A 12,115-nucleotide genomic window follows, 5' to 3' on the forward strand; every position below is an offset into this window, starting at 1 on the left:
ATAAGTAAGCGCTTATATTTGATTGTTCGCTAAATCACTCGTTTCCGGATTTGTGAGGACAATTGCTCAAAGGCAATCACGACCACCAGAATGAATAAAATAATAGTCAGTGCGCGATCAAAATTGAAAAGCCGCATGGCAGCAGCTAACTCAACACCGATGCCGCCAGCCCCGACCAGGCCTAACGTAACCGCTGAGCGCAGGGCCTTTTCGACGCTATATAGGCTAGTCGCGGTCATGGAAGCCAACGTTTCCGGCAAAATTGCGCCGCCGATCACTGAAAGCTTACCCGCACCGGTAGCGCTAAGCGCTTCAGAAGGCCCCGGGTGGACTTCTTCGATACGTTCCGAGAAAAAGCGTGCTGCGAAACCGATAGTATCCATGATGATTGCCAGCACGCCAGCCATGGGGCCCAAGCCAACGGCCACCACGAAAATAAGCGCCCAAATCAGGTCCGGAATGGTGCGCATCGTCGAAACAATAAGCCGCGTTAGGGTGCGAACCCAGGAGGCGGGGGTGGTATTACGTGCCGACAGCAAGGCAAACGGTAGGCTAAGTATTACCCCAATCGTCACGCCCACAATGGCAATGTTTAGCGTTTCAAACATCGACCATGCCAATACATCCAGATTGCTGAGATCGGGAGGGAAAGCGCGGCCCAGGAAATGGCTCAGATTCACGATTCCGCGTAGCAAGCGCTCAAGCGTGACGTTGGTCGCCATGGTGCCTTGAATAAACAGGGCTAAAAACGCCAGCGCAATACCCCAGGTAAACAGTGACGGTCGTTTAAATCGGGGCGGCAACGCCGTCGCAAGCGGACGATTAGTAGGCATGGGCTGCTCTCGGCAGTTAGTGGGTAACGGGCGTTAAACGAGTAGGGGTCGAAAGCAGTGGTTGATCGACACGGGTCTCGCCTTGATACAGTTGCTGCATATCGTCTAATTCGACCTGTTGGCGTGGCGAGTCCAGAACAATTCTTCCTGCTTTCATCCCCACAATACGGTCGCCGTATTGCTGGGCGAGCTCTAGCTGATGCAGCGTGCAGAGCACCGTCATGCCTCGCTCTGTCACGACATCCAGCAATAAGTCCATGATTTCACGGCCGGCTTTAGGGTCGAGGCTGGCAACAGGCTCATCTGCAATAATAATTTTGGCATCCTGCATAAGCGTTCTGGCGATGGCCACGCGCTGCTGCTGGCCGCCTGAAAGTGCCCGACATTCAGCCTGTGCTTTATGCGCCAACCCTACTCGCTCAAGCGCCGCCATCGCCCGCTCGCGCAGCTCATCACTGGCGAAACAGGCAAGGCTGGTGAGAAGTCCTAAACGCTGCTGGCCAAGTGCACCGTATAAAACGTTTTGAAAAACACTCACGTTTTGCACCAGATTGAACTGCTGGAACACAACGCCTATTTTCTGGCGCAGCCTGCGCATTTGGGCTGTCGACAGGCGCGTTAGCGGCTCACCCAGGATGTGGATACTGCCTTGGTCGTGGGGGGCCAAGCCGTTGAGACAGCGCATCAGTGTCGATTTTCCGCATCCATTGGCGCCCAGCAAAATAACGCATTCGCCTTGGCTAACGCTGAGATTCAAGCCGCGCAACACATGAAGCTTTGCGTAGTATTTATGCAAGTCAGTAATCGTGATCGCATTCATACAAAAACCTCCTGCGTTGCTGCCAGGAGGGGGAGGTTATAGGCCATCATGTTGAAACCTTTAAACGGCACGTCCCTGTGCATGTTGGGTACCTAACCGTTAAAGGGGAATGCCCGCGGCTTCGTACGCTTGACGGACTACGTCGTAATCTTCATTGGTGCGGTCAAAGCCCAGTGATGAGTCTCGGTTTAAGAATTTGCCTTCGTTGCGCTCTGTGGCAATCAGTGCACTCCACAGCGTATCGGCATTGGCATTTAGCGTGTCACGCAGTGCTGTTTTACAGGCATCATCTAAAGAGCCCCGCATAACCACCGGGTCGCCAGGCAGTACGTCGCTATTGGCGATAACACGGTATTCGCCGTTAGGATCCATGGCTTGAATCTCATCAATGTCGCGATTGCCGCCGCCCATGGCATCGACATCGCCATTGACCAAGGCAGCAATACGCGCGTCGCCAGCCATGATAATTTCCAGGTCCCGGTTAATATCCAGCCCGGCATCCACCAGCATTTGGCTTGGGAAAATATGTCCACTGGTAGAGCCAACATCCTTCAGCGCTACGCGATTGCCTGCTAAATCTTCAAGAGATTCGATATCGCTATCGGCGGGCACATAGAAGCTGCTGCCATAGTGTGGGCGCTCGATGGCGAACAGAATTTCAATATCGCTTTCGCGATCGAACAGCACGAACTCCGAAGGACCGGCAAATACCAGGTCCACATCGTCATATTGAAGCGCTGTGCCTGCCGCTGTACGGTTGCTTAGGCTAAACATCTTAAGCTCAAGTCCGGTCGTTTCCTCAAACGTCTCAGCGAAGGGGCCAAACGCTTCTGCCAGTGGCCCCATGCCTTCAATACCCGTATCGGCCATGCGCAGTGGGTTAGGGCAAATGCCGCTTAAATCTTCATTGGCATGGGTGGTGGCAGTTGTTGCCAGCGTTGCGGCGGTGGAGAGTGCAAGCGCGAGGAGTGACTTGTGCATTGTGAGCTTCCCAAGAGAGGAGATATCAGAGGCGACGCAGCTGTAGCTTGCCTAGCATGGAGTGATGGCTCCATAGAGTGGCAGCTGTTGATGACACTTTGGTGTAGCGAAGATGACGGTCTTATCTCTATCTCATGACATGGTGGTTTGAACAGTGAGGGCTATTTAGTCTGCCTGTTGCCGTGAGTGAAATGAGGTAAAAGGCTATTTTTGTATCACTTAAGCTAAGGTAAATGAGTGCGCTGAAATGACATGCATAAGGACCGTCACCAATTTGTCAGGCTTTTAGGGCACGCTATCGTTTTGCTATAACGCTTATATAAAAGGAACCATACTGATGCGTCTTATTCCTCACAGTATTGCGCTAGGGATAGCGGCGGGGCTGCTGACTACCTCGGCGTATGCTGCGCCCTATACGCTGACCATTTTTCATACCAATGACCTGCACGGACGCACCGACCACTACCCTCAGCTCATCACCACGCTGGGCGAGGCGCGCGAGCAGTTCGGCGACGGATTGCTGCTGGACGCTGGGGATATCTTTTCGGGTACGCTCTATTTCACTGAATACCAAGGGCAGGACGCCGTCGAGTTCATGAACCTGATGGGCTATGACGCGTTCGTGCCCGGTAACCATGAGTTCGACCTGGGCGATCCGGAAGAGGGGCATCAGGCTCTTGCGGCTTTCTTTGCTGCCGCAGACTTTCCTGTTGTGGGCGCGAATCTGGATTTCTCTACCTCGCCGGAGTTTGCCGATCTACTCGGTGATTCGATCAGTGCCGAGCCCGAACATAAGCCTAAGCCTGGCCACCTTTACGATGGCATTGTGGTAGAGCAAGGTGGCGAGCGAATCGGCATCTTCGGGCTAAGCACGCAAAGCAGCGAGACCGTCTCCAGCCTTGGTAAGGTAACCATTGACGATTATAGGGCGGCCGCTGAAGCGATGGTGGCAGCGTTTGAAGCCCAAGGGGTCAACAAGATCGTCGCGCTTACTCACCTGGGTTACGACAGCGACCCGAGTATGGGCAACGACCTGTTACTTGCCCAGCACGTGGAGGGGGTGGACGTGATCATCGGCGGGCACAGCCATACTCACTTGCAAGCCCCTGTTATGCTAACCGAAAACGACCGGGGCGAGCCGATAGCGCCCACCGTGATTGGTCAGGCAGGCGAGTACGGTCAGCATCTGGGCGTCATGCAGGTAACGTTCGATGATAATGGCAACGTACTGGAGGCTAACGGGGAGCTGCTTGCCGCCGCAGAGCGCGAGCCAGACGCCGAAGCTGCCGCCCTCTTGGCGCCGTATACCGCGAAAATTGAGGAGGTGCGCGATACGCTGGTGGGCGCTCGGGTGGTTTCAGCCCTGCCTAACCCCCGCCACAGCAAGGGTGATGAACAGAGCGTGCGTGCCGATGAAACGGCGCTGGGCAATCTAATTGCCGATGGTCAGCTTGCTGCCGCCCGCCGGGTGAACCTGGAAACCGTGCTGGCCATTCAAAATAGCGGCGGTATTCGTGAGCCCATCGCCCAGGGTGATGTGAGTGTGGGTGAGCTGGTTGCCGTGCAGCCGTTTGGCAATCGCCTGGCGCTGGTGAGCGTGACGGGCGCGGAGCTTTTGGAAACGTTCGAGATCGGGCTGGCAAACGCCCCGGATGAAAACGGCGGTTTTCTGCAGGTGTCGAACGGTACCGAGTTGGTATATGACAGCCGCCAACCCGTCGGTGAGCGCGTTGTAAGCTTGAAGGTGACGCACAATGGCACGTTGCAGCCGGTAGACCCTGAAAGTACCTACACCATCGCCACCAACCATTTTACCGCAGCTGGTGGCGACAGCCATACCGCGTTAGAAGCCGCCTATGAGGATGAGCGCAGCACCATTGTCGGCAATACCGACTGGGAAATGTTGCGTGACCATATAGTTTCGTTAGGTGACGTGGATTATCAGGTTGAAGGGCGCATCACGGACCAGGCTCGCCAGCATTAAACGCGGATGACGGGCCGCCTGGACGTTACGTAGAGGCGGTCCTTATTCAGAGTCATGAAAGCCAGGCAGAAGCTTGGTCACTCATCGATAAGCGTGGCAAAACTACCGAATATCGCCCGCTTGCCATCAAACGGCATTGGATTGATATCCGGCTGTAAGCGTGGGTCCTTCATGACCTTGGGCATCGCCTCATCATGCACGGCGCGGGATGGCCATTCGATCCACGAGAAGATAATGGTTTCATTATCCTTGCGCTGAACAGCCATGGAGTAAGAGGTGATTTCCCCTTCGGGGACATCCTCGCCCCAGCACTCGACTACCCGCAGCGCGCCATGCTCTTTGAAAACTTCGGCAGCAACACGGGCGTGCTCGATGAATATTTCTTTATTAGCCGTGGGCACGGCCGCGACGAAACCATCAATATAGCGTTGAGTGGTGGTGCTCATGATGCTTCTCCAGTCTGGGCTTTGGGCGGGAGTTCTCGAATGGGGCGTACTTCAATGCTGCCGAGTCTCGCGGGTGGAATGCGGCTGGCTAGCTGTAGCGCCTCGTTTAAATCACGCGCTTCGAGCAGGTAAAAACCGGCAAGCTGTTCTTTGGTTTCCGCAAACGGACCGTCGGTAATCACTGTCTCGCCATTGCGTACACGCACCGTGGTAGCAGTGTCTATTGGCTGCAGCGCTTCACCGGCCAGGTAACTTCCTTGAGCGCTCAGTCGCTCTACCCCCGCGATGCACTCCTGATTAAGGTCATGCCACGCCTGGTCGCTCATGGCACTAATAAGTTGTTCCTGGTAATACACTAAGGCCGCATATTTCATGGCGTTTCTCCTTCAGTAGAAAGGCAACTATCCGCCGACACATTGATCATCCACTGCACGCCAAAGCGGTCAGTGGCCATGCCAAACCCTGCAGACCAGAATGTTGGTTCAAAAGGCATGATCACCTCTCCGCCTTCGGAAAGTCGTGCAAAGGTTAGGGAGGCTTGCTCGATCTCCTGATACTCCAGCTGAATCTGCACGCCTTGTGGTGGCATGTACTGTTCAGGCGCCATGTCGGCGCCCATCAAGCGACGACCGCGTAGGTTCAGCGAGGCGTGGATGATGCGGTCATGCAGTGAGGGAGGCGCATGTTCCGCCGCTGGGGTTTCTACGTAAGTCAGCAAGCACTCTATGTGGCCGCCGAGCACGTCGGCATAGAACTGCATGGCTTCCCGGCAGGTGCCAGGAAAGGCGACATACACATTCATGGCATCCGGTACGCGAGCATGGTCGTGATGCTTATCCAAGCCTGCGCCGGGCTCAAACTCCTCAAGTGTAAAGTAGCGCCTTAGCTCAAGGAGTACGTTGCCGTCGGCATCCAGCGTTGGCCACTGTTGTGCCCACTCCAAAGCGACGTCAAGTGAAGGTGTCTCCAGCACGCTATAACCAGCGATACGCTCACTGGCAGGAGCCAGAGGGCCGGGGAGGATAGTGGGAGTGCCGTTATTGAACTGGATCAGGCAGCCATCGCTTGTTGGATGTAAGCCGTTGCCGCTTACGAGTACGCCTGCCTGCATCATGCGCTCGTTGTAATCAGCCATGGCGGCAAGCATTTCCTGAGATGGCATAACGCCATTTTCGGTGGCCGCATCGGCACGCCGTATCAGCATGAATTTCATTGAGAGTCTCTTTTATTGTGGTGGATACTCTCTAGACGTCTGGCGTGTTCGCAAATCGACAGGCCTGTAGATTATTTTTTTATAACGATGTTTTTATAGCGATGCTTAAAGCTCGGTCAATCTGTCGAGCAAAAAGCGTTTTTCTGGTCCCTGAGTGGTTAGTGTCAGCGCCTTTTGGTAGGCATCGCGCGCGGCGTCATTGTTGCCCTGTCGACGTAGCAAATCCGCCTGTGCCGCATACAATAAATAGTAGCGAGAGAGTTGAGGATGGTGAGATAGCTCATCAAGCAGGCTCAATCCGGTTGCTGGAGAATCATGCATGGCAACGGCCACCGCGCGATTCAAGGTCAGGACAGGCGATGGGTAATGGCGGCATAAAGCGTCATACAGCCGGACAACCCGTGCCCAGTCGGTTTGCCCAGGGTCATGGGCTTGGGCGTGTACAGCGGCAATTGAGGCTTGGAGGGTATAAAAACCAACAGGGGTAAGGGCGAGTGCCTGTTCGAGCCACTCAATACCTGTGTGAATTTCCTTCTGGTGCCATAAGCGCCTGTTTTGCGCTTCCAGTGTGACCAGGCCGCCTTGTTTATCCTGGCGGGCATCCCGGCGGGCGTTAGTAAGCAGCATGAGTGCCAGTAGCCCAAACACTTCACCCTGGGGTAGCAACGCTGCCAGTTCCTCGCCAAGACGTAGCGCCTCGCGGGTCAGGCTGATATCGACCACCGCCGTGCCGCTACTGCTTGAATAACCTTCATTGAAAACCAGGTAAATAATCTGGAGTACGTCCGGCAAACGCTCGGGCAATGCCTCCGGCGCAGGTACCGCATAGGGAATATGCGCATCGCGAATCTTGCGTTTTGCCCGTACGATGCGCTGTGCCACGGTGGAAGGTTTCATCAGAAGGGCACGGGCGACTTGCTCAGTGGTTAGCCCACACATCTCACGCAGTGTTAGCGCAAGGCGTGCTTCTATGCTCAAGCTTGGGTGGCAGCAGGTAAACAGCAGCCGCAGTGAGTCATCTGCGATAGCGACATCGTCGAATTCCCAGGTTTCTTCCATCGGTAATAGCAAATGTGCCCGGCGGCGTGCTGTACTGCGTCGACGAATTTGATCGATTCCGCAGTAATAGCCGGTGCGAATCAGCCACGCCTGAGGGTTATCGGGGGAGCCTTTGGCAGGCCACTGTTGAGCCGCGGCGACAAAGGCATCTTGCATGGCTTCCTCAGCAAGCTCGAAATCGCCCAGCAGACGAATCAGGGTCGCCTGAACACGTCTGGCATGAGTACGATAAAGGGTGTCGAGTAATGAGGGGGGAGCACGCATGGTAGAAGACCCATTTGCCCCTATGTAAAGGGCGCCGCAGTAGGTAAGCGTCAATGATGCTTTCTCAAACCTAGCCCATGGCGCCTTTTTTGACTGATTATTTTTTTACTGTCTGTTTTTTATTGACCGTTTGCTTGCCAACTTTTTGCGTAAGAAATCGAGTTAGTCCCCCGTGCGCAGACCTGTCACGCTATTAAACGGGTGCAGCGCTTTGCGGGTGACATAGAAACGTAGTGTTTCGCCTTCGTTGACCGGCGGCTGGCCACTCACCCGAATCACAGTGGGCTGGTCGCTGTCGGCGAGTCGTACATAAAGGTGGCTTTCGGCACCGGCGGCTTCAAACAGCTCAAGCGTGGAGTCGACCACGAGGTGCGGTGTATCGGGTGGCGAAAGGCGCATATCGTCCGGGCGAATGCCGACTGTGTCGGTCTCGGCGGGAAGATCGTTTAGCAGGTCATGGGTGCCGCGCGTTTGCAGGTACTCAAGCGGCACCATGTTCATCGCAGGCGAGCCAATAAAGCCTGCTACAAACATCGACGCAGGGCGCGCGTAGATCTCCATGGGCGTGCCTACCTGCTCGATTTTGCCAGCGCTAAGCACCACTAAGCGATCGCCCAGCGTCATCGCTTCTAACTGGTCGTGGGTGACGTAGAGGCTGGTAGTCTTCAGGCGCCGCTGAAGCTGCTTGATCTCCACACGCATCTGCACACGCAGCTTGGCATCCAGGTTGGAGAGCGGTTCGTCGAACAAGAAGGCCGCGGGCTCGCGCACCAATGCCCGGCCCATGGCCACGCGCTGGCGCTGACCGCCGGAGAGCTTGCGCGGCTTGCGCTCCAGATACTCTTCGATTTCAAGCATTTTGGCCGCTTTACGTACCCGCTCTTCGATCTCGGGTTTTTTAAAGCCGCGGTTTTTCAACCCGTAAGCGAGGTTGTTGTACACCGTCATGTGCGGATAGAGCGCGTAGTTTTGGAATACCATGGCGATATCGCGCTCGGCGGGTTCGAGACTGTTGACTACCTGATCACCAATTTTGAGCGTGCCGTCGGTAATCGTTTCAAGCCCGGCCACCATGCGTAACAGCGTGGATTTACCGCAGCCTGAAGGGCCTACCAGCACCACGAACTCACCGTCTTCAATCGCCAGGTCAATGCCTTTAACGGCATGGACGTCGCCTGCGTAGGTTTTTCTAAGCCCTTCCAGGGTAATACTGGCCATCTTATTTCTCCGTCTCGGTCAGGCCTTTCACGAACAGTTTTTGCATAAACAGCACCACTAATACCGGCGGCAGCATGGCAAGCGTGACGGTCGCCATAATGAGGTTCCAGGCGGGTACGCGGTCGGACGAGGCCATCAGGCGCTTGATGCCCAGCACGATGGTGTAGAAGTCTTCGTCGGTGGTGACCAGCAGTGGCCACAGGTACTGCACCCAGCCGTAAATAAACATGATCACAAAGAGAGCGGCGATATTGGTGATCGATACCGGCAGCAGTATGTCCTTGAAGAACTTCATCGGCCCGGCGCCATCCACTCGGCTGGCCTCCATCAGCTCTTCCGGTACGGTCATGAAGAACTGGCGGAACAGGAAGGTCGCGGTAGCGGAGGCAATCAGTGGCAGGGTTAAGCCCGCATAGGAGTTCAGCATGCCGAGATCTGCCACAACGGCGTAGGTGGGGATGATGCGAACTTCGACCGGCAGCATCAGCGTGATAAAAATGATCCAGAACGCCAGCATGCGAAACGGAAAGCGGAAATAGACAATCGCAAAGGCGGAGAGAATCGAAATAGCGATCTTACCGATCGCAATGGTTAGCGCCATGATCAGCGAGTTACCCAGCATCAGCCAGACCGGCGGCGTGCCGCCTACCTGCCAACCGGAACTGAGCATCTGCCGGTAGGATGCAAACATGTTGTCGCCGGGAAGCAGCGGCAGCACCCCACGCACGAAGGCGCTGGATTCGTGGGTCGAGGCGATAAAGGCCACGTATACCGGGAACGCCACCACCAATACGCCTGCGATAAGCACCAGGTGGGTCAGAATATTTAGAAAGGGTCTGTTTTCAACCATGTTTACTTCCTTAACGCACTAGTAGTTGACCCGGCGTTCCACGTATCGGAACTGGATAAACGTCAAGATAATCACGATGCCCATCAGCATGACCGACTGGGCGGATGAGGAGCCTATATTCAGCCCCGCTACGCCATCGGTGTAGACCTTGTAGACCAATGTCATGGTGGCTTGGCCAGGCCCGCCAGCGGTGGTGGCATCGATCACCCCGAAGGTGTCGAACATCACGTAGTTGATGTTGATGATCAGCAGGAAGAAAGTGGTGGGCGATAGCAGCGGGAGCACGATGCTCCAAAAGCGCTTGAAGGGCCCCGCACCATCAATGGCCGCCGCCTCCATGAGTGACTGCGGCACAGATTGCAGCCCTGCCAGGAAAAACAGGAAGTTATAGGAGATCTGCTTCCAAGCGGCGGCAATGGTGATCAAAATCATGGCTTGAGAGCCCGAAACGCGGTGATTCCAGCTGATACCGAACCAGTCGAGCAGATGCGGCAGAAGACCGATGGTAGGGTTAAACAGGAACCACCACAGCACACCCGCTACTACCGGAGCAACAGCGTAAGGCCATACCAGAAGCGTGGTATAGAACTTGGCGCTCTTCAGCACACGGTTGACACAAACGGCCAGCAAGAGCGCAAGGCTCATGGAAAGCACCGTCACCGAGATGGAAAAAATCGCGGTGCGCCCCAGCGCGTTCAGGTAGCTGGGGTCGGCCAGAACGCGTGCATAGTTCTCCAGACCGACAAACGTTGTTTTAAAGCCGAACGCATCGGTGCGCTCGAAGCTCGACTTAACCGCCTGGCTTGCCGGCCAGATAAAAAACACCAGCGTAATCGCCAACTGCGGCGCTAACAGTAAGAAAGGGAGCCACCGGTTTTGATAGGTGGAACGTTTGGTCTGCATGACACATCCTGTCGTACGGGCGTTGGTGCGGCTGGCCGCTGTGCTCAGCTGCCAGGAAGTAAGCCATCCCATAGGCCCCGGTGACTTGGGCGTATGGGATGGCTCCTATAACAAACCCCGGCTATAAAAGCCGGGGTTTGTTGACAAGTAACGCGAAGCGCTTAGTTATTGGCTGCCTCAAAGTCGCGCAGGATCTGATTGCCGCGGCTTGCCGCATCATCCAGCGCTTGCTGGCCGCTCTTGTCGCCGGCTAGTACGGCCTGGAACTCTTCGTCCAGAACCATGCGCACTTGGGGGTAGTTGCCAAAGCGCAGGCCTTTGGAGTTCTCTGTCGGCTCGTTTAAGTTGATCTGCTCGATGGCGATATCCGCGCCTGGGTTTTCGTCGTAGTAACCCTGCTCTTGGCTCAGCTCATAAGCGGCGGTGGTAATCGGTAGGTAGCCGGTGCCCTGGTGCCACTCGGCCTGAATTTCAGGCAAGGAGAGGTACTCAAGGAATTCAGCAACGCCGGTGTACTCGTCGTCTTCATGGCCGGAAAGCACCCACAGAGTTGCGCCGCCGATGATTGAGTTTTGCGGTGCACCGTCTACGTCGTCGTAGTAGGGCAGCATGCCAAAGCCTACGTCGAAGTCGGAGTTAGCCAACACATCGGCGCGTGATGCTGACGAGTTCATGTACATCGCGCAGTCGCTGGAATAGAACGAAGGTGCCGCGTCCGGGCCGTTTGCTGGGCCTGCGTAGCTGTAGACGCCGCTATCCGACCACTCTTTCAACTGATCCCAAAAGCGCGCCTGTACGTCGCCGTTAAAGGCAAACTCGGTGTCCAGACCGCCGAAGCCGTTTTCCTGGGTGCCGATGGACTGATTGTGCAGCGCTGAGAAGTTCTCAAGGCCGACCCAGTTGGCCGCGTAGGCCATGGTGAAACCGCAAGAGGCTGCGCCTTCATCGACGATTTGCTGACCCATCTCGCCCATCTCAGCCCACGTAGTAGGCGGTGATTCAGGGTCGAGGCCAGCCGCTTCAAAAATGGCTTTATTGTAGTAAAGAATCGGTGTGGACGAGTTGAACGGCATGGAGAGCATGTTGCCGTTGGTGTCGGTGTAGTAACCGGTTACCACAGGCAGATAATCAGCTGGGTCAAAGGTGTTGCCGTGCTCTTCCATCAGCTCAAACACCGGATAGATAGCGCCCTGGGCGGCCATCATGGTGCCGGTGCCTACTTCGTAAATTTGTACGATGTGGGGCTGCTCGCCTGCGCGGAAAGCGGCAATGGTGTTAACCATGGTTTGTTCGTATTCACCCCGGTAGGAGGGCGTAACACGGTACTCATCTTGGGTGGCATTGAAGTCTTCGGCAAGCGCGCTCAAGCGCTCGCCCAGCTCGCCGCCCATGGAGTGCCACCAGGTGATCTCGGTAGCGGCGTGGGCGGACACACTCAGCGTAGCCGCGGTGATGCCGGTAGATAACGCGCGTAACATAAAACGAGACATGTGAGCTCCTTTTGGGCCTGGCGCGAGCCAGGTGGCACAATGCGTTTTTTAAGA

General features: G+C 55.7%; 12 protein-coding genes. 1 reads left to right on the forward strand and 11 read right to left on the reverse strand.

Annotated elements, in window-relative coordinates; all coding sequences use genetic code 11:
* Positions 1 to 29: 29 nt before the first annotated feature.
* The 3 genes from phnE to phnD form a co-directional block, all read right to left on the reverse strand.
* The gene (phnE, locus tag ACT3TC_RS05455) at positions 30 to 833 is read right to left on the reverse strand and encodes a phosphonate ABC transporter, permease protein PhnE (protein WP_444639403.1); all 804 of its coding nucleotides are present in this window, start codon (positions 831 to 833) and stop codon (positions 30 to 32) included.
* 16 nt (positions 834 to 849) lie between these two features.
* Positions 850 to 1,653 carry a phosphonate ABC transporter ATP-binding protein gene (gene phnC / locus ACT3TC_RS05460; protein WP_444639404.1) on the reverse strand — a complete coding sequence of 268 codons (804 nt, stop codon included), beginning with the start codon at positions 1,651 to 1,653 and terminating at the stop codon, positions 850 to 852.
* Positions 1,654 to 1,752: 99 nt separating this feature from the next.
* Positions 1,753 to 2,634, reverse strand: coding sequence for a phosphate/phosphite/phosphonate ABC transporter substrate-binding protein (phnD, locus tag ACT3TC_RS05465; protein WP_444639405.1), 882 nt, complete (start codon positions 2,632 to 2,634; stop codon positions 1,753 to 1,755).
* 337 nt (positions 2,635 to 2,971) lie between these two features.
* Between phnD and ACT3TC_RS05470 the strand changes: the two genes are divergently transcribed.
* Positions 2,972 to 4,618 carry a bifunctional metallophosphatase/5'-nucleotidase gene (locus ACT3TC_RS05470; protein WP_444639406.1) on the forward strand — a complete coding sequence of 549 codons (1,647 nt, stop codon included), beginning with the start codon at positions 2,972 to 2,974 and terminating at the stop codon, positions 4,616 to 4,618.
* A gap of 77 nt (positions 4,619 to 4,695) precedes the next feature.
* Here the strand turns inward: ACT3TC_RS05470 and ACT3TC_RS05475 are convergent, their stop codons facing one another.
* From ACT3TC_RS05475 to ugpB, 8 genes are all read right to left on the reverse strand, one after another.
* Entirely contained in the window at positions 4,696 to 5,064 is a 369-nt protein-coding gene (locus ACT3TC_RS05475) for a DUF1428 domain-containing protein (RefSeq protein WP_193053616.1), read from the reverse strand.
* The gene (locus ACT3TC_RS05480) at positions 5,061 to 5,438 is read right to left on the reverse strand and encodes a YciI family protein (RefSeq protein ID WP_172117669.1); all 378 of its coding nucleotides are present in this window, start codon (positions 5,436 to 5,438) and stop codon (positions 5,061 to 5,063) included. The genes ACT3TC_RS05475 and ACT3TC_RS05480 overlap by 4 nt, the downstream gene beginning before the upstream one ends.
* Positions 5,435 to 6,277 carry a YciI family protein gene (locus ACT3TC_RS05485; RefSeq protein ID WP_444639407.1) on the reverse strand — a complete coding sequence of 281 codons (843 nt, stop codon included), beginning with the start codon at positions 6,275 to 6,277 and terminating at the stop codon, positions 5,435 to 5,437. The genes ACT3TC_RS05480 and ACT3TC_RS05485 overlap by 4 nt, the downstream gene beginning before the upstream one ends.
* A gap of 105 nt (positions 6,278 to 6,382) precedes the next feature.
* A complete protein-coding gene (locus ACT3TC_RS05490) occupies positions 6,383 to 7,600 on the reverse strand; it encodes an RNA polymerase sigma factor (RefSeq protein ID WP_444639408.1) in 1,218 nt (405 codons plus the stop codon).
* 162 nt (positions 7,601 to 7,762) lie between these two features.
* Positions 7,763 to 8,818 carry a sn-glycerol-3-phosphate import ATP-binding protein UgpC gene (locus ACT3TC_RS05495; protein ID WP_444639409.1) on the reverse strand — a complete coding sequence of 352 codons (1,056 nt, stop codon included), beginning with the start codon at positions 8,816 to 8,818 and terminating at the stop codon, positions 7,763 to 7,765.
* A gap of 1 nt (position 8,819) precedes the next feature.
* Positions 8,820 to 9,668, reverse strand: a complete 849-nt coding sequence (gene ugpE / locus ACT3TC_RS05500; RefSeq protein WP_193053613.1) for a sn-glycerol-3-phosphate ABC transporter permease UgpE — start codon at positions 9,666 to 9,668, stop codon at positions 8,820 to 8,822.
* A gap of 18 nt (positions 9,669 to 9,686) precedes the next feature.
* Entirely contained in the window at positions 9,687 to 10,571 is an 885-nt protein-coding gene (ugpA, locus tag ACT3TC_RS05505) for a sn-glycerol-3-phosphate ABC transporter permease UgpA (RefSeq protein WP_444639410.1), read from the reverse strand.
* Between the two features lie 161 nt (positions 10,572 to 10,732).
* Positions 10,733 to 12,061, reverse strand: a complete 1,329-nt coding sequence (ugpB, locus tag ACT3TC_RS05510) for a sn-glycerol-3-phosphate ABC transporter substrate-binding protein UgpB (protein WP_172117663.1) — start codon at positions 12,059 to 12,061, stop codon at positions 10,733 to 10,735.
* Positions 12,062 to 12,115 lie beyond the last annotated feature (54 nt).

Origin of the sequence: Halomonas sp. AOP27-A1-41, from assembly GCF_052378605.1 — a bacterium.
Classification (GTDB): domain Bacteria; phylum Pseudomonadota; class Gammaproteobacteria; order Pseudomonadales; family Halomonadaceae; genus Vreelandella; species Vreelandella citrativorans.